Origin of the sequence: Pseudomonas weihenstephanensis (assembly GCF_016812185.1) — a bacterium.
GTDB classification, from domain to species: domain Bacteria; phylum Pseudomonadota; class Gammaproteobacteria; order Pseudomonadales; family Pseudomonadaceae; genus Aquipseudomonas; species Aquipseudomonas weihenstephanensis.
Window position 1 is genome coordinate 1,022,625 of record NZ_JAAEBV010000001.1, and the last position, 17,313, is coordinate 1,039,937.

Here is a 17,313-nt window from a genome sequence, read left to right on the forward strand (position 1 = left end):
CGCCACGAAATTCGACCAGGGTAAACCCTGCAGGTTATTAGTATATGAGCAACAATCCACGTGTAGGGTTTATATCACTGGGGTGCCCAAAAGCGTTGGTCGACTCCGAGCGCATCCTCACGCAGCTGCGTATGGAAGGCTACGATGTCGTCTCCACCTATCAGGACGCTGACGTCGTGGTGGTTAACACCTGCGGCTTCATCGACAGCGCCAAAGCTGAATCGCTGGAAGTCATCGGCGAAGCCATCAAGGAAAACGGCAAAGTCATCGTGACTGGCTGCATGGGCGTCGAAGAAGGCAATATCCGCAACGTTCACCCAAGCGTGCTCGCTGTCACCGGCCCGCAGCAGTATGAGCAAGTGGTCAACGCCGTTCACCAAGTGGTGCCACCGCGTCAGGATCACAACCCGCTGATCGACCTCGTGCCGCCTCAAGGCATCAAGCTGACCCCGCGCCATTACGCGTACCTTAAAATCTCCGAAGGCTGTAACCACAGTTGCAGCTTTTGCATCATCCCTTCGATGCGCGGCAAGCTGGTCAGCCGCCCGGTCGGCGACGTGCTTGACGAAGCGCAGCGTCTGGTCAAGTCCGGGGTTAAAGAGCTGCTGGTGATCTCCCAAGACACCAGTGCCTATGGCGTTGACGTGAAATACCGTACCGGTTTCTGGAACGGCGCTCCCGTCAAAACCCGCATGACCGAACTGTGCGAAGCCTTGAGCTCGCTGGGTGTATGGGTGCGCCTGCACTACGTTTACCCGTACCCGCACGTTGATGAGTTGATCCCGTTGATGGCCGCCGGCAAAATCCTGCCGTACCTGGACATCCCGTTCCAGCACGCCAGCCCTAAAGTACTCAAGTCGATGAAACGCCCGGCGTTTGAAGACAAGACCTTGGCGCGGATCAAGAACTGGCGCGTCATCTGCCCGGACCTGATCATCCGCTCGACCTTCATCGTCGGCTTCCCCGGCGAAACCGAAGAAGACTTCCAGTACCTGCTGGACTGGCTGAGCGAAGCGCAACTGGATCGCGTGGGTTGCTTCCAGTATTCGCCCGTAGAAGGCGCACCGGCCAACGATCTGGATCTGGACATCGTGCCCGATGACATCAAGCAGGACCGTTGGGATCGCTTTATGGCGCACCAGCAAGCCATCAGCGCGGCACGTCTGCAAATGAAGATCGGTAAGGACATCGAAGTCCTGATCGATGAAGTGGACGAGCAAGGCGCTGTAGGGCGTTGCTTCTTTGATGCACCGGAAATCGACGGCAACGTGTTTATCGCCACCGACAAAGACATCAAGCCGGGTGACAAGATCATGTGTCGCGTGACCGACGCCGACGAGTATGACCTGTGGGCTGAAGTGATCTAAATCGCCGCACACTCTGAAAAAGCCCTGCCGCACTCGCGCCAGGGCTTTTTTTACGGCTATGGTTAACTCATGGTTTTAATCACGGGCGTCAGGAGAAAGGCGTAATGGGCCGGGTATGGGTGGTAGAAACACCACAACACAACGATTTAAAAGAGCTGTGCCAGGTTTGGGACGACTCCGTGCGGGCAACTCATGACTTTTTACCTAACCGTTACATCCAAGAACTGCGCGAACTGGTGGAGCACTCCTACCTTAAGGCGGTGACGCTGATTTGCTGTAAAGACCCACTCACCCGTCGCATCGCGGGGTTTGCCGGGATCCATGCTGACAAAGTTGAAATGCTGTTCATTGACCCTGAGTACCGAGGGCTTGGCGTCGGTAACAGCCTGCTCAGGCATGCCATCAACCACCTTCACGCCGTGCAACTCGACGTCAATGAGCAGAACCTGCAAGCCATCGGTTTTTACTTCAAACAAGGATTTGAAGTCATCGGCCGCAGTGAAAAAGACGGCATGGGCGAGCCTTATCCGCTACTGCACCTGCGTTATAAGCGCACAACACCGGCCCAAGGCAAATGTAGCCGGGCTTAACCGACGCGAGGCGGGTACAATAGCCGCCCAATTACATTACGGCCCTTGTCATGTCTGAACCGATACGTCTCTCCAAACGCCTCATCGAACTCGTCGGCTGCTCGCGCCGTGAGGCCGAACTGTTCATTGAAGGTGGCTGGGTCACGGTAGATGGCGAAGTCATCGACGAACCACAATTTAAGGTCGACAACCAAAAAGTCGAGCTGGACCCTGAAGCCAAGGCCACCGCCCCCGAGCCGGTGACCATTTTGTTGAATGCCCCCGCCGGGCTGGACACTGACAGCGCCATGGCGTTGATCGGCCCGGACACCCTGAGTGAAGAGCACCGTTACGGCAAACGCCCGCTGAAAGGTCACTTCCTGCGCCTGAGCGTTGGCAATGAACTGCAAGCAGGTGCCAGCGGCTTACTGGTGTTCACCCAGGACTGGAAGATCGTGCGCAAGCTGACCGCTGACGCCAACAAGATTGAACAGGAATACGTGGTTGAAGTGTCTGGCGAGATGGCGCCTCACGGCCTCAATCGCCTCAATCACGGCATGACGTACAAAGGCCGTGAATTGCCTGCCGTCAAAGCCAGCTGGCAGAGTGAAAACCGCCTGCGCTTTGCGATGAAGAACCCGCAGCCGGGCGTTATCGCACTGTTTTGCCAGGCCGTGGGCCTGACGGTTATTTCCACCCGTCGTATTCGTATCGGCGGCGTGTCGATGGGCAAGCTGCCTGTAGGCCAATGGCGCTACATGACAACCAAAGAAAAGTTCTAAACACGGCTTTACCCCGAACATATCGACACCGCAGCACGCCTGCGGTGCTCTCTGCTGAATATCAGGATTACCCACCATGATTCATAACGACGTACTGCGCAGCGTGCGCTACATGCTCGACATCAGCGACAACAAGATGGTCGACATCATCAAACTTGGCGGCTTTGAAGTGTCCAAGGAAGATCTCTTGAACTACCTGAAAAAAGAAGATGAAGAAGGTTATGTCTTCTGCCCGGACGTGGTGATGGCGCATTTCCTGGATGGCCTGGTGATCTTCAAGCGCGGCAAAGACGAAAGCCGTCCTGCGCAGCCCATTGAAACGCCAGTGACCAACAACATCATCCTGAAAAAACTGCGCGTGGCCTTCGAGCTGAAAGAAGACGACATGCACGCCATTCTTAAAGCCGCCGAGTTCCCGGTGTCCAAGCCTGAGCTGAGCGCCCTGTTCCGCAAGTTTGGTCACACCAACTACCGCACCTGCGGCGACCAGTTGCTGCGCAACTTCCTCAAAGGCCTGACCCTGCGCGTACGGCCCGCCTGAGTGCTGCCGTAGTCGTCACTGGCGCAGGCCGCGAAAAGATCTGAAGATCTGATGCAACACCTATTTCAAGGGCCGCAACCGCAGCCCATCGCAGCCTGCGGCCGCGACTACAGGGTCCCTTCATGAGCTACAGCGTTTCCCCCATCGGTTTTGTGCGCTCCTGTTTCAAGGAGAAGTTCGCCATTCCGCGTCAGCCGCAATTGGCCCCCGCCGCCCGCGGCGTGCTGGAGCTGGTCGCGCCGTTCAATCAGGGCGATGCGGTGCAAGGGCTTGAGCAGGTCAGCCATGTCTGGTTACTGTTTGTGTTCCATCAAGCCCTGGAGGACAAACCACGATTAAAAGTGCGACCGCCGCGCCTTGGGGGCAACACGTCGATGGGCGTCTTTGCGACCCGTGCCACTCATCGTCCAAATGGCATCGGCCAGTCCGTCGTCAAGCTGGATCGCGTTGAAGCTGGCCGGCTGCACATCTCTGGCATCGACCTGCTCGACGGTACGCCGATTCTGGACATCAAGCCCTATGTGCCTTACGCCGACATAATCCCTGGCGCCAGTAACGACATGGCCAGCGCAGCCCCTGTGCTGATCCCGGTGGTTTGGGCCGAGAGCGCCTTGCAACAGGCGCATGCCCACGCCCTGCGCCTTCAAGAGCCGCTCGTGGCCCTGATTGAACAGTGTTTGGCGCAAGACCCACGTCCGGCCTACCAGACGCCTACAGCAGAACGAGAGTACGGTGCTCAGTTTTGGGACCTGGATGTGCGCTGGCACTACCCCGAGCCGGGCATGATCCGAGTGCTGGAAGTGATCACAGCAGCATAAAACCCGGTCAGCAAAAAGCCCGCGCTGTCGTCAGACACCGCGGGCTTTTTGTTGAAAGACGCTTACTTTTCTACGAAAGCGCGCTCGATCAGGTAATCACCCGGCTCGCGCATACGCGGCGAAACGGTCAGGCCAAAGCTGTTCAGAACTTCGCTGGTTTCGTCCAGCATGCTTGGGCTACCGCACAGCATGGCACGGTCATCTTGCGCATTGATCGGCGGCAAACCGATGTCGCTGAACAGTTTGCCACTGCGCATCAGGTCAGTCAGGCGCCCCTGATTTTCAAACGGCTCGCGGGTTACGGTGGGGTAGTAGATCAACTTTTCACGCAGCGCTTCACCAAAGAACTCGTTCTGCGGCAAATGCTCGGTGATGAACTCGCGGTAAGCGACTTCGTTGACGTAACGCACACCGTGGCACAGGATCACTTTTTCGAAACGCTCGTAGGTTTCCGGGTCCTGGATGACGCTCATAAACGGCGCCAAGCCTGTACCGGTGCTGAGCAAGTACAAATGCTTGCCCGGCTTCAAGTCGTCCAGCACCAGCGTACCCGTAGGTTTTTTGCTGATGATGATCTCGTCGCCTTCCTTCAAGTGCTGCAACTGGGACGTCAGCGGGCCGTCTGGCACCTTGATGCTGAAGAACTCCAGATGCTCTTCCCAGTTCGGGCTGGCGATCGAGTAGGCACGCATAAGCGGACGGCCGTTGGGTTGTTGCAGGCCGATCATCACGAACTGACCGTTCTCAAAGCGCAGGCCCGGGTCGCGGGTGCACTTGAAGCTGAACAGGGTGTCGTTCCAGTGGTGAACACTGAGGACACGTTCGTGGTTCATGTTGCTCATGTACGGGGCTCCTAATTTCGCCTGCGCTGACTATGGGCGCGATTGCATAGCATTCTAATGGCGACGACAATATCTGTTAACTGAATTATTAAGATAAGGGTTATCGGTTATATCGATATGCGATTTACTCTCAGACAACTCCAAGTGTTCGTCACCGTCGCCCAACAAGAGAGCGTGTCACGCGCTGCCGGCTTGTTGGCCCTTTCACAATCGGCCGCCAGCACCTCAATTACCGAACTGGAACGCCAAACCAGTTGCCAACTGTTTGATCGCGCCGGCAAGCGTTTAAGCCTCAACGCGCTTGGCCGCCAACTGTTGCCACAAGCTGTCGCCCTGCTCGACCAAGCCAAAGAAATCGAAGACCTGCTTAACGGTAAGTCCGGGTTTGGCTCGTTGACGGTAGGGGCAACCCTGACCATCGGTAATTACCTGGCCACTTTGCTCATCGGCAGCTTTATGCAAGCTCACCCCGAAAGCCAAGTGAAACTGGTTGTTCAAAACACTGCGCACATCGTGCAACAAGTGACCCATTATGAAATTGATCTGGGTCTAATTGAGGGCGACTGTAGCCATCCTGACATCGAAGTTCAGAGCTGGGTCGAGGATGAATTAGTGGTGTTTTGCGCACCGCAGCATCCGCTGGCCACCAAGGGTAGCGCCACACTGCAAGAGCTGACCCGTGAAGCGTGGATTTTACGTGAGCAGGGTTCAGGTACACGACTGACCTTCGACCAGGCCATGCGCCATCATCAGAGTGCGCTCAACATTCGCCTGGAACTGGAACACACCGAAGCGATCAAGCGCGCGGTGGAGTCAGGTCTGGGCATTGGGTGCATCTCTCGCCTGGCACTGCGCGATGCCTTCAGACGCGGCAGCCTGGTGGCGGTTGAAACGCCGGAGCTGGATCTTGCGCGGCAGTTTTACTTCATCTGGCACAAGAAAAAGTACCAAACCTCTGCCATGCGCGAGTTTTTGGACCTGTGCCGCGCCTTCACCGCCGGGGTTCAGCGCAGCGACGAGATCGTACTGCCCAGCATCGCTTAAAGCAGGATGACAGCCCACACCACGGCAATCAGGGTCAGCACCACAAACTGAGCGGCGCTGCCCATGTCTTTGGCGTTCTTGGACAAGGGGTGCAGATCGAGGGAGATCCGGTCAATCGCTGCTTCAATGGCCGAGTTGAGCAACTCAACGATCAATGCCAGCAGGCATACAGCGATTAATAACGCGCGCTCGACCCGGCTGACATTCAAGAAAAACGTCAGGGGAATCAGCACCACATTAAGCAGCACCAACTGGCGAAAAGCAGCTTCGCCCGTAAAGGCTGCGCGCAACCCATCCAGCGAGTATCCGCCTGCATTCAAAATCCGTTTAAACCCGGTTTTCCCTTTAAAAGGCGACATAGATAGGCAACTGAGCAAAAAATGAGAAAAGAACGCTAATTCACGCTTCGTCAAAAAAGCGTGAAGCCTGGCAATTTAATGGTTAGAAATTGACTCGAGTTGTTGCAGGAGCAACGCCGCCTGCGTGCGGGTGCGTACACCCAGCTTGCGAAATATCGCGGTAACGTGCGCCTTGATCGTGGCTTCCGACACGCTCAACTCATACGCAATCTGCTTGTTCAGCAACCCTTCACAGACCATCGTCAGCACCCGGAACTGCTGCGGCGTCAAGCTGGCCAAGCCTTCGCTGGCGGCTTTGGCTTCGGCAGACACCTGCACCTCTTCGAATGCCTGAGGCGGCCACGACACATCGCCATCCAGTACGGCACGTACAGCTTTTTGAATTTCGTGCATAGAGCTGGACTTGGGAATAAACCCGCTGGCGCCGAACTCGCGAGAGCGGACCATGACCGAGGCTTCTTCCTGGGCAGACACCATGACCACCGGAATTTGCGGGTATTGCCCACGCAGCAACACTAGCCCAGAAAACCCGTAAGCGCCCGGCATGTTCAAGTCGAGCAGTACCAGATCCCAATCCGCCTTGATTACCAGTTGCGTTTCAAGCTCGGCAATACTGGCGACCTCTACCAGACGAACATCAGGTCCCAGCCCCAGCGTCACCGCCTGAAGCAATGCACTGCGGAACAATGGGTGGTCGTCGGCAATCAGGATTTCGTATGTGGCCATTTTTAAAATGATCCCGTTTCAGGCGAGCCCTGATGAATTCCAGCACTCGCTAAGGCAACTTGAGCAGCAGTTGAAAGACTGTGCGTCAAAGGGCGTGCTTAGGCTAAACGTCGTGAAAAATAAGCGTTTGAACAGCAACAGCGCCCGAATCGGCGCCAAGGATGCCCAGCGAACTGTGGGTGGTCAAGGATAAACCTGACCTCAACGTTCAACTTTGTGCGACGTCAAACGCACCGGTCAGGATGCGACGCTTTGACACACGTTGTGAACGCGCAAAATTGTAGCGCTACTTCTTTAGTCTATTGAGAGCGATTCTGGCGAAGGTCTTTTACAAAAAACACCCAGCTCATGGTGCGCTGCGCTACTTTCGTTCATCGGCAACTGATTTCGGGCATCCAGATAGTGCTGACTGAACACATCGAAGTAGGCATCCAGCGCGGTGGACGCCTGGGTATCACCTGCAAGGTCCAGGCACAGACTGGCGACCTCGGCAGTGCATAAATGCTCACTGCGGGTGGAGCGGCGCAGGCGATAGCGTGAGAGTTTTTCAGGCAACAGACTCAGGATCGGAAAACGATCAAAATGCGGGCTTTTGCGGAAAATCTTGCGGGCCTCGGTCCACGTGGCGTCAAGCAGAATAAACAGTGGCCGTTTTCCGCTCTCGGCCTGAACCGTATGGGTGACGCGCCGAGGCTCGACATACTCGCCCGGAAATACCAGATAAGGCTGCCACTGCGGGTCGGCCAGCAGCTCAAGCAATGCCGGATCGGTTTCAGTGCGCGACCAGATAAAGGCAAAATTGTCGCTCACCACGTCAGCAATCAACCAGCCCGTATTGCTCGGCTTGAACACTTCTTTTTTGGTCATGATCAGGCACACCCCGGCGCGCGTACTGACCTGCGGGCGCCAGCGACACAAACAATGGCTGGCAATCACGCGGCAGGTAGGGCAGCGCGGCGCGCGCGAGCCACGGGACAAATAGGGTTTTGTGCTTTCCTCTTCTCGCTCGTCTCGTAAACGGGCGACAGCATTCGGGGAAAAGGTCATCAGGGTCATGGTGTTTACTTTGAGATGCAGATCGCCGGCACGCCTCGGGTTAGCGCTGGGGCAGATTGGCTGGGAAAGGCGCGCAGTCTATCAGAGGCCGCCTTGTGGCGTGCCAACCCGTGACTTCAGGCATTTCCTGTAACCGCAGGCTGACCTATACTCCCGCGCCACTGAACGCATACAACTGTGGCGGGTCAAAGCCTGCGTCACTGAATCAGGAGAGTTTCATGTTGCGCACTATCATTCCGACCGTCGCTTTAATGCTGGCACTGCCTTTGGGCGCACAAGCGGCCTCTCTTGCCGAATTCAACCTTGAAAAAAACCTGAAAAAGACGGCCGAAAAAAGCAGCCAGGGCACACCCAGACTAATGAGTTCAGGCCTTACCGATAACGGTTTTAGCGCTGAAGGCCGGGTACTGACTAATCACTTGGTCGCTCCACAGGCATTGGCTTTAGACATACTCAAAAATAAAGAGGCCGCTGCGTCGGTCCTCGGCCGAGGTGTGTGTAGCAATAAAGAGTTTCGTACATTGCTCGCCAACGGCGCAATTGTGCGACTGGACATCAAAGATGACCAAAACAACATCACGATTCTCAGCCAAGAAATTGTCGCTGATAACTGTCGGCCAAAAAAATAAACCCTTTCGGGGTGCATGCACGCCGTAATTCGTTGCGGCGTTCGCAGCTTTCTATCTGATGCTCTCTCCCCCTCCTCCCGCCTATTTTCATGGATTTCAGGCAATTAGCGGTTGCCAGGTTCGACGGCACAAGACCATCATCAGGCCATTACTTCTGACACGCTGTGTCTGTGCGCTGCCATGTTTTACTGCGCCCCAAAGGATGTTGTGCTGAAGGAGATCTACATGCCTGATCAAACCCATGCGAACCTGCCTCTCGATTTCGAACGCTTGAGCCTCGACCTTGCGCAGCACGTCGATGCCCAACTTGAGTTGATTGCTCCCGACAGTAAAAACCGACCGCTTTACCGCGAAATGATGCTCACGGTATTGCGTATGGCGCACGACGACTTTGATCGCTGGAACGCCAAAATTACGCTGCAAGCCATACGTGAACTGGAGCAAACCTTTCGCGTGCTGGAGCAATTCAAATCCCACCGCAAAATCACCGTATTTGGCTCGGCACGTACCCCAATGGAAGACCCGCTGTATGCCTTGGCCCGTGAAGTAGGCGCGGAATTGGCCAGAGCCGACATGATGGTGATCACCGGCGGCGGTGCAGGCATCATGGCCGCGGCCCATGAGGGGGCCGGTCTTGAACACAGCCTGGGCTTCAATATCACCTTGCCGTTTGAACAGCGCGCCAACCCGACCATCCTGGGCAGCTCACACCTGCTGGCGTTCCACTTCTTCTTTACGCGCAAACTGTTTTTCATCAAGGAAGCGGCCGGACTGGTGATGTGCCCTGGCGGATTCGGCACGCTGGATGAAGTGCTGGAGGTGCTGACGCTGATACAAACCGGCAAAACGCCATTGGTGCCTGTGGTGTTGCTCGACATACCGGGCGGGACATTCTGGCAAAGCGCACTGGACTTCATTCAAGCGCAGCTGCAAGCCAATCATTACATCCTGCCTAACGACTTGAAGTTAATGCGCCTCGTCCACAGCGCCGAAGAAGCCGTGGCGCAGATCGATCAGTTTTACAACAACTTCCACTCCACACGCTGGCTGAACAAGATTTTTGCGATACGCATGAAACGCCCCGTCAGTGCGCTGGCGCTGAAACAAATACAGCACGAATTTGCCGATATCTGCTTAAACGATAGCTTTCATCAACAGTTGGATGACGAACCTGCGTTTGAACACCTTACGCGTTTGAGTTTTGCTTTCAGCGGCCGTAATCAGGGGCGTCTGCGCGAGCTGGTGGACTTTATCAATCTGCCGCAGAACTGGGCTGATGCTGGGGGAATGATCCAGAAGAAGTCACTTGAGCCTTTGTCTCGATAGGCCTGCAATGTTCTGCATGCCGGCGTGGCAGGTGTTGCGCTCATGCTCTGTCGCTGGGGTACTAAGCGGCAGGGAATCGCAAGACTGTGGCAGGTTTGATGTATCAGATTGAATGGTTTTACGGCCGCTACGCGCCCGGACGCAGCCTCGCGTTGCTCGTCAGCGGCTACAAAGGGACTGCCGGGGCTGGCGACTCTCGATTGCGAAGCGATTGTATATCCGTTGACTGCGGGGGCTCTGCGGTAGCGCGTTTAACGGTTTTACGACCGCTACGCGCTCGGACGCAGCCTCGCGTTGCTCGTCAGCGGCTACAAAGGGACTGCCGGGGCTGGCGACTCTCGATTGCGAAGCGATTGTATATCCGATGACTGCGAGGTCTCTGCGGTAGCGCGTTTAAGGTTTTTAGTCATCGAACTCTCGGCCACTGAGCAAGCGGCCAATCATTTCAAGCGGATACCCTCTGTAACTCAAGAAGCGCCCTTGACGTGCACGCTCTTTGGCATCTTCAGGCATACGCCCTGAAAACTTACGCTGCCAAGTGTCTTGCAACTGTGCTTGCCAGTTGAATTCACATTCACGCAGCGCCTCCTCCACGTCACTACGCGCTAAGCCTCGCTGGTTCAATTCTTCGCGGATACGCAAAGGGCCATAACCCGAGCGGGCACGGTAGGAGATATAGCTTTCGAGGTAACGCGATTCTGACAGCAAGCCATCTTCCGTTAAACGGTCGAGGGCTATGTCGATCATGTCAGGGCAAGCGCCTCGCTGACGCAACTTGCGCGTCAGCTCGACACGACCGTGCTCGCGTCGCGCGAGCAGGTCCATTGCAGATCGCCGTATGGCGACGAGGTCATCCAGAACAACAGTCATGGTTCAATCAGTTGCTAGCGTCGTCTGAACCCGAGTTTTCGAGCTCCATTTCCGCCGCTTCCTGTTCAGCTGCCGCTTGCTTGGCCGCCTTGCTCAGTTTTGGCATGACTTTCATTGCAGCCAGTTCGCTCTCGGTTTTTGGGCCGAGCAGCTTGTCACGCAGTTGCTTCTCAAGCGTGGCTTTAATGTCCGGGTTCTCATCAAGAAACTTGGCGGAGTTAGCCTTGCCCTGGCCGATTTTGCTGCCTTGGTAGCTGTACCAAGCACCGGCTTTTTCGACGAAACCGTGCAACACGCCCAGCTCGATCATCTCGCCGTTCAGGTAGATGCCCTTGCCGTACAGAATCTGGAACTCAGCCTGACGGAATGGCGGAGCGACTTTGTTCTTGACCACTTTGACGCGGGTTTCGCTACCAATGACCACGTCGCCTTCTTTAACGGCGCCGGTGCGACGAATGTCCAGACGTACAGAGGCGTAGAACTTCAGAGCGTTACCACCGGTGGTGGTTTCCGGGCTGCCGAACATCACGCCGATTTTCATACGGATCTGGTTAATGAAGATCACCAGGCAGTTGGCATTTTTGATGTTGCCGGTGATTTTACGCAGTGCCTGAGACATCAAGCGGGCTTGCAGGCCAACGTGGGTGTCACCCATTTCGCCTTCAATTTCAGCTTTAGGCGTCAACGCGGCCACGGAGTCGATGATGATGACGTCAACCGCATTGGAGCGCACCAGCATGTCAGTGATTTCCAGCGCCTGTTCGCCGGTATCTGGCTGGGAAACCAGCAGGTCATCAACGTTGACACCCAATTTGGCGGCGTACTCAGGATCAAGGGCATGTTCCGCATCGACGAACGCACAGGTAGCGCCAGCTTTTTGGGCTTGAGCGATAACGGACAGGGTCAGCGTGGTTTTACCCGAAGACTCCGGACCGTAGATTTCAACAATACGACCCTTTGGCAGACCGCCAATACCCAGCGCGATGTCCAGACCCAACGAGCCGGTGGAGATAGCCGGGATCGCCTGGCGGTCTTGATCACCCATCAACATCACGGCGCCTTTGCCGAATTGACGTTCGATCTGACCCAAGGCCGCAGCCAAGGCTTTCTTCTTGTTGTCGTCCATTAAAGTCCTCTCGTAATCAATAAGGCCTGACGGCCGATAACTGTATAAGTAGCCAGTATTATTCCACAGGGTTTCAGGATCGCCTACCCCTGATTTTTTATTTCTCGTACCGTTCGGCGTATTAGACCCTCTAGCGCGGCTATCACCGTTTGTCGGCGCACATTATCGCGATCTCCGGGGAAGTGCCTGCACTGCGTCCACACCTCGTTGCCGGCGCCCCACGCCAGCCAAACGGTACCCACCGGTTTGGTCGCCGACCCGCCGCCCGGCCCTGCGATGCCGCTGACCGCCACCGCAAAATGCGCGCCGCTTTGTGCCTGCGCACCGCGCACCATCGCCTGGACTACCTCACCGCTGACCGCACCCACTTGCCCGAATAGAGTCGCGGGCACGCTCAACTGCTTGGTTTTCTGCTGGTTGGAATACGTGACAAACCCGGCTTCAAACCAGGACGAACTGCCAGCAATACGGGTAATGGCCTCAGCGATACCGCCGCCTGTGCAAGATTCAGCCGTTGTGACCTGCGCATTAAGAGCCTGCAAGTGCTGGCCCAGTTCAGTCGCCAGTTGAGTTAATTCGTCCACGATGGTCTCCCGAAGCGCAAAAAACAGCGGTCTAAGCTACACGACCCACATCTGGGTCGCCACGGGAGAGGCGGTCAGCCTGCGTAAACGACTAGGTCTGAAACGCGACTTACTGCTGCCCATCGACCCCCAAACGCTTTGCCGCCCAACGCTGATAAAGGCTGATGGCCGCATCCGCTCCGGCCAATGCGGTAAAACAGCCCAAAGCACCGGCTGCCCACACCGACATACTCGCCGAGTAAAGCAGCATAAACGTGGACACACCGCACACCATGCAGGCTCCCGAGCGCAGGGCCAAACGTCGCACGAGAGGCCAGCCGCTGGCGCCGTCTTTGTCGGCTCGCCACATCTCACCAAAGATACCGCCTACCAAGGCCAGAAGGATGACCAGCAAAACCGGCATATCCAACAAAAACTGCGGATCATTCATCGTGTCATCACTCCTGATTCCTTATCCAAACGCGTCATTAACTGACAGATAGGCTGAAAAATTGACGCTCCTCTCACCCCAATCACTGCGAAAGGTCAACGACGACAACCCTGCCACAAAGACTATGCATGTATGGATATACAGTCAATGCACCAATGCATAATTTGTAGGGCGCTGCGCAAAATCATCATCCAAAGGAAGAAACTTCGTCGGACAGGGCTTTAAAAGGCCGAAAAAAAGGCCTACTTCTATGTAGGCCTTAGCTCAAAACGTAGACTCAACGAGCGTACATACCCCACCAGAAAACATGCCCGAGGATCACCAGTCGATCATCTTCAAGGTCAGCGTAGAGGTAATCTTCATCCGGGTATTCGTCGCGATTGAAACTGCGTAAACGCAGACCGCCAGCCAGGCGATACAGCTGTTTCACCCGAAGTTCGCCGTTGTGATTAATCGCATACAGGTCGCCATCTATCACTTCAGCCATTGAGCGTTTACCTGCATTGACCCCCACGGTCGCGCCATCGCGCAACACCGGGAGCATGCTGTCCCCGCGCACCGTTACACACTTGGCTTGATCGAATTGCACGCCATTGTGACGCAGGCTGCGCTTACCAAAACGCAGCCTGGCACGCTCGCTTTCTTCGATAGCAAAACGCCCAGAACCCGCCGCCAGCTCAACCTGACGCAAAAACGGAATCGACACCTCATCCTCGGCCACAGGGGTTTCGTCATCCCATAAACAGATATCACGCAGCTCGGGATGCGACGGTTCGAGGAGAGCGACCGGGTCTTCACGCCCCCGCAGACGGTCTGTACTGATATTGAAATAAGCAGCTATTTTAGAAAGGTGCCGGTCAGACGGCTCGGCAATTTGGCCACTCAAAATTCTGGACAACGTGGATTGCGCCACCCCGGTCAGACGGTGCAGCGCCATCGCGCTGATTTGATGCCGGGCGAGCAATTCTTTAAGGACGATTGAGACGTTACGTTTAGCCATGCGCGCAATATTGCTAAGCGCCCAGGCAGATGGCAAATGCTATTTCTTCTATTTATAACAACCCACCACAGCGATCGGTGCTTGGCTGTAGGTGCAAGGCACAGGCGTGTTAACCTTGCGCCCATTGCACAAAAGCCGTGCGTGGCACCCGCTTTTCACCCCTCTTTTTAAATGAATCCGCCTAAGCCCTGATGAGTAAAAATACTTCCGATCTGTCCTCACACACCCCGATGATGCAGCAGTACTGGCGCCTGAAGAACCAACACCCTGATCAGTTGATGTTCTATCGCATGGGCGACTTCTACGAAATCTTCTATGAGGATGCGAAGAAGGCCGCCAAGTTGCTGGACATCACTCTCACGGCGCGTGGGCAATCGGCAGGACAGGCGATTCCGATGTGCGGGATTCCTTACCACGCAGCCGAAGGCTATTTGGCCAAGCTGGTCAAGCTCGGCGAGTCGGTGGTGATTTGCGAGCAAGTCGGCGATCCGGCCACGAGTAAAGGCCCGGTCGACCGTCAGGTGGTGCGCATCATCACGCCGGGTACGGTCAGTGACGAAGCGTTACTGGATGAGCGCCGCGATAACCTGATCGCCGCCGTGTTGGGTGATGAGCGCCTGTTTGGCCTGGCCGTGCTGGATATCACCAGTGGTAACTTTTCGGTCGTCGAGATCAAGGGCTGGGAAAACCTGCTGGCTGAGCTGGAGCGCATCAACCCGGTTGAGCTGATGATCCCGGATGATTGGCCACAGGGCCTGCCAGCCGAGAAGCGCCGTGGTGTACGTCGTCGAGCCCCGTGGGACTTTGAGCGCGACTCTGCATTAAAAAGCCTGTGCCAACAGTTCTCGACCCAGGACCTTAAGGGCTTTGGCTGCGAGAACCTGACCCTGGCCATTGGCGCCGCAGGCTGCTTGCTTAGCTACGCCAAAGAAACCCAGCGCACCGCCCTGCCCCATTTACGCAGCCTGCGCCATGAACGACTCGATGACACCGTAGTGCTGGACGGCGCCAGTCGACGCAACCTTGAGCTGGATACCAACCTGGCGGGGGGGCGTGATAACACGCTGCAATCGGTGGTTGATCGCTGCCAAACCTCAATGGGCAGCCGCTTGCTGACCCGTTGGTTGAACCGTCCACTACGCGACCTGCCCGTTCTGTTGGCACGCCAGTCGTCAATCACCTGTTTGCTCGATGGCTACCGTTTTGAGCGCTTGCAACCGCAGCTCAAGGAAATCGGTGATCTTGAGCGTATTCTGGCGCGTATCGGCCTGCGTAATGCGCGGCCGCGCGACCTGGCCCGACTGCGCGATGCCCTGGCGGCACTGCCTGAACTGCAAGACGCCATGCTGGACCTGCATGCCCCGCACTTGCAGCAACTGGCCGTGACCACCAGCACCTACCCCGAGCTGGCCGCGTTGCTGGACAGAGCCATTATTGATAATCCGCCTGCGGTCATTCGCGACGGCGGCGTACTGAAGACTGGCTATGACGCCGAACTCGATGAGCTGCAAGCCCTGAGCGAAAACGCCGGTCAGTTTCTGATCGACCTGGAAGCACGCGAAAAAGCCCGCACTGGACTGGCCAACCTTAAGGTCGGTTACAACCGAGTGCACGGTTACTTCATCGAACTGCCGAGCAAACAGGCCGAACAGGCACCCGCCGATTACATTCGCCGTCAAACCCTCAAAGGCGCCGAACGGTTTATCACCCCGGAACTCAAGGCGTTTGAAGATAAAGCCTTGTCGGCCAAGAGCCGCGCACTGGCACGCGAAAAGATGCTTTACGAAGCGTTGCTCGAAACCTTGATCGGCGAGTTACCACCGCTACAAGACACCGCGGCGGCTTTAGCCGAACTGGACGTTTTGAGCAACCTGGCCGAGCGTGCACTGAATCTCGATTTGAATTGCCCGCGTTTTGTTGAAGAACCGTGCATGCGCATAAGCCAGGGCCGTCACCCGGTGGTTGAGCAAGTGCTGACCACACCGTTTGTGGCCAACGATCTGGCGCTGGATGACAACACCCGCATGCTGGTGATTACCGGCCCGAACATGGGCGGTAAATCGACTTATATGCGACAAACCGCGTTGATCGTGTTGCTGGCACACATCGGCAGCTTTGTTCCGGCCGCCAGCTGCGAACTGTCACTGGTCGACCGAATCTTTACCCGTATCGGTTCCAGCGATGACCTGGCCGGTGGACGCTCGACCTTTATGGTGGAAATGAGCGAAACCGCCAATATCTTGCATAACGCAACCGAACGCAGCCTGGTACTGATGGACGAAGTGGGCCGCGGCACCAGCACATTTGACGGTTTGTCGCTGGCATGGGCTGCGGCAGAACGACTCGCCCAGCTTCGCGCCTACACGTTGTTTGCCACCCACTATTTCGAACTGACCGTACTGCCTGAAAACGAACCCTTGGTGGCCAACGTGCATTTGAGTGCCACCGAGCACAATGAGCGTATCGTCTTCTTGCATCACGTCTTGCCCGGTCCGGCCAGTCAGAGCTATGGACTTGCAGTGGCGCAATTGGCGGGGGTTCCGGCCAATGTCATCACCCGCGCACGGGAGCATTTGAGCCGTCTTGAAACCACCAGCCTGCCGCACGAAGCGCCTGCTCCGGTGCCCGGAAGAAAATCAGCGCCCCAGCAGAGCGATATGTTTGCTAGCCTTGCGCATCCGGTGCTGGACGACTTGGCCAAGCTTGATCTTGACGAGCTGACGCCACGCAAAGCCCTTGATTTGCTCTACACATTAAAGACACGCATCTAACCATGCGCTAGAATCGCGCGCGGTTCGGGATGCTACTGGCCTTTTAGCCTGATCAGTGGGTATCACTCCCGAACCTGGCGAACCCGACCTGGAAGGGCTTCGCTGCCGCCGCCTGAGGAGAAAATTAGAAATGACCTTCGTCGTCACCGACAACTGCATCAAGTGCAAGTACACCGACTGCGTAGAAGTCTGTCCGGTGGACTGCTTTTACGAAGGCCCGAACTTCCTGGTGATTCACCCGGACGAGTGCATTGACTGCGCGCTTTGTGAGCCTGAATGCCCGGCGCAAGCCATCTTCTCCGAAGATGAAGTGCCCGCTGACATGCAAGAGTTTATTCAGTTGAATGTGGAACTGGCTGAAATCTGGCCAAACATCACTGAACGTAAAGACGCTCTGCCGGACGCGGCAGAATGGGATGGCGTGAAAGGCAAGCTCAAAGATCTGGAACGCTGATCCACGCTGCACCAAAAAG

20 protein-coding genes are annotated in these 17,313 nt (G+C 56.2%); 11 read left to right on the plus strand and 9 right to left on the minus strand.

Annotated features, from left to right (window positions below; all coding sequences use genetic code 11):
* Window positions 1-44 precede the first annotated feature (44 nt).
* The 5 genes from rimO (at window position 45) to tsaA (ending at window position 4,077) form a co-directional block, all read left to right on the plus strand.
* The gene (gene rimO, locus GYN01_RS04605; protein WP_048362760.1) at window positions 45-1,367 is read left to right on the plus strand and encodes a 30S ribosomal protein S12 methylthiotransferase RimO; all 1,323 of its coding nucleotides are present in this window, start codon (window positions 45-47) and stop codon (window positions 1,365-1,367) included.
* A 104-nt stretch (window positions 1,368-1,471) separates the two neighbouring features.
* Window positions 1,472-1,957, plus strand: coding sequence for an acetyltransferase (locus tag GYN01_RS04610; protein WP_048362759.1), 486 nt, complete (start codon window positions 1,472-1,474; stop codon window positions 1,955-1,957).
* Between the two features lie 50 nt (window positions 1,958-2,007).
* The gene (locus tag GYN01_RS04615; RefSeq protein WP_048362758.1) at window positions 2,008-2,718 is read left to right on the plus strand and encodes an rRNA pseudouridine synthase; all 711 of its coding nucleotides are present in this window, start codon (window positions 2,008-2,010) and stop codon (window positions 2,716-2,718) included.
* 76 nt (window positions 2,719-2,794) lie between these two features.
* Window positions 2,795-3,259 carry a YehS family protein gene (locus GYN01_RS04620; RefSeq protein WP_048362757.1) on the plus strand — a complete coding sequence of 155 codons (465 nt, stop codon included), beginning with the start codon at window positions 2,795-2,797 and terminating at the stop codon, window positions 3,257-3,259.
* A 122-nt stretch (window positions 3,260-3,381) separates the two neighbouring features.
* Window positions 3,382-4,077, plus strand: a complete 696-nt coding sequence (gene tsaA / locus GYN01_RS04625) for a tRNA (N6-threonylcarbamoyladenosine(37)-N6)-methyltransferase TrmO (protein ID WP_048362756.1) — start codon at window positions 3,382-3,384, stop codon at window positions 4,075-4,077.
* Window positions 4,078-4,139: 62 nt separating this feature from the next.
* Here the strand turns inward: tsaA and fpr are convergent, their stop codons facing one another.
* On the minus strand, window positions 4,140-4,919 hold the full coding sequence (gene fpr, locus GYN01_RS04630; RefSeq protein WP_048362755.1) for a ferredoxin-NADP reductase: 780 nt from the start codon (window positions 4,917-4,919) through the stop codon (window positions 4,140-4,142).
* Window positions 4,920-5,036: 117 nt separating this feature from the next.
* Here fpr and GYN01_RS04635 point away from each other — a divergent pair, with 117 nt between their 5' ends.
* Window positions 5,037-5,963: a LysR family transcriptional regulator gene (locus GYN01_RS04635; protein ID WP_048401049.1), complete on the plus strand. Its 927-nt coding sequence runs from the start codon at window positions 5,037-5,039 to the stop codon at window positions 5,961-5,963.
* Here the strand turns inward: GYN01_RS04635 and GYN01_RS04640 are convergent.
* Both GYN01_RS04640 and erdR read right to left on the minus strand, forming a co-directional pair.
* Window positions 5,960-6,322, minus strand: a complete 363-nt coding sequence (locus tag GYN01_RS04640; RefSeq protein WP_048362753.1) for a diacylglycerol kinase — start codon at window positions 6,320-6,322, stop codon at window positions 5,960-5,962. The genes GYN01_RS04635 and GYN01_RS04640 overlap by 4 nt on opposite strands.
* A gap of 75 nt (window positions 6,323-6,397) precedes the next feature.
* Window positions 6,398-7,048 (minus strand): response regulator transcription factor ErdR, encoded by a 651-nt coding sequence (erdR, locus tag GYN01_RS04645; RefSeq protein ID WP_048362752.1) that lies wholly within the window; start codon window positions 7,046-7,048, stop codon window positions 6,398-6,400.
* Between erdR and GYN01_RS04650 the strand changes: the two genes are divergently transcribed.
* Window positions 7,041-7,241: a hypothetical protein gene (locus tag GYN01_RS04650; RefSeq protein ID WP_203306657.1), complete on the plus strand. Its 201-nt coding sequence runs from the start codon at window positions 7,041-7,043 to the stop codon at window positions 7,239-7,241. The two genes, erdR and GYN01_RS04650, sit on opposite strands and share 8 nt — an antisense overlap.
* 101 nt (window positions 7,242-7,342) lie before the next feature.
* On the opposite strand, the gene GYN01_RS04655 is transcribed toward GYN01_RS04650, so the two are convergent.
* Window positions 7,343-8,095, minus strand: coding sequence for a tRNA-uridine aminocarboxypropyltransferase (locus GYN01_RS04655; RefSeq protein WP_048363029.1), 753 nt, complete (start codon window positions 8,093-8,095; stop codon window positions 7,343-7,345).
* Window positions 8,096-8,322: 227 nt separating this feature from the next.
* Here GYN01_RS04655 and GYN01_RS04660 point away from each other — a divergent pair, with 227 nt between their 5' ends.
* Complete coding sequence (locus GYN01_RS04660) at window positions 8,323-8,733, plus strand: PA3611 family quorum-sensing-regulated virulence factor (RefSeq protein WP_048362750.1); 411 nt, start codon at window positions 8,323-8,325, stop codon at window positions 8,731-8,733.
* 225 nt (window positions 8,734-8,958) lie between these two features.
* Complete coding sequence (locus GYN01_RS04665) at window positions 8,959-10,059, plus strand: LOG family protein (RefSeq protein ID WP_203306658.1); 1,101 nt, start codon at window positions 8,959-8,961, stop codon at window positions 10,057-10,059.
* A 402-nt stretch (window positions 10,060-10,461) separates the two neighbouring features.
* On the opposite strand, the gene recX is transcribed toward GYN01_RS04665, so the two are convergent.
* The 5 genes from recX to GYN01_RS04690 all read right to left on the minus strand — a co-directional run bounded on the left by recX (window position 10,462) and on the right by GYN01_RS04690 (window position 14,069).
* The gene (gene recX, locus GYN01_RS04670; RefSeq protein ID WP_048362748.1) at window positions 10,462-10,929 is read right to left on the minus strand and encodes a recombination regulator RecX; all 468 of its coding nucleotides are present in this window, start codon (window positions 10,927-10,929) and stop codon (window positions 10,462-10,464) included.
* Window positions 10,930-10,936: 7 nt separating this feature from the next.
* A complete protein-coding gene (gene recA / locus GYN01_RS04675) occupies window positions 10,937-12,055 on the minus strand; it encodes a recombinase RecA (protein ID WP_048362747.1) in 1,119 nt (372 codons plus the stop codon).
* 83 nt (window positions 12,056-12,138) lie between these two features.
* Window positions 12,139-12,639 carry a CinA family protein gene (locus GYN01_RS04680; protein WP_203306659.1) on the minus strand — a complete coding sequence of 167 codons (501 nt, stop codon included), beginning with the start codon at window positions 12,637-12,639 and terminating at the stop codon, window positions 12,139-12,141.
* A 109-nt stretch (window positions 12,640-12,748) separates the two neighbouring features.
* Window positions 12,749-13,069, minus strand: a complete 321-nt coding sequence (locus GYN01_RS04685; RefSeq protein ID WP_048362745.1) for a phage holin family protein — start codon at window positions 13,067-13,069, stop codon at window positions 12,749-12,751.
* 277 nt (window positions 13,070-13,346) lie between these two features.
* Window positions 13,347-14,069 (minus strand): S24 family peptidase, encoded by a 723-nt coding sequence (locus GYN01_RS04690; RefSeq protein ID WP_048362744.1) that lies wholly within the window; start codon window positions 14,067-14,069, stop codon window positions 13,347-13,349.
* Window positions 14,070-14,260: 191 nt separating this feature from the next.
* Here GYN01_RS04690 and mutS point away from each other — a divergent pair, with 191 nt between their 5' ends.
* On the plus strand, window positions 14,261-16,840 hold the full coding sequence (gene mutS, locus GYN01_RS04695; protein ID WP_048401056.1) for a DNA mismatch repair protein MutS: 2,580 nt from the start codon (window positions 14,261-14,263) through the stop codon (window positions 16,838-16,840).
* 130 nt (window positions 16,841-16,970) lie between these two features.
* On the plus strand, window positions 16,971-17,294 hold the full coding sequence (fdxA, locus tag GYN01_RS04700) for a ferredoxin FdxA (RefSeq protein ID WP_048362742.1): 324 nt from the start codon (window positions 16,971-16,973) through the stop codon (window positions 17,292-17,294).
* Window positions 17,295-17,313 lie beyond the last annotated feature (19 nt).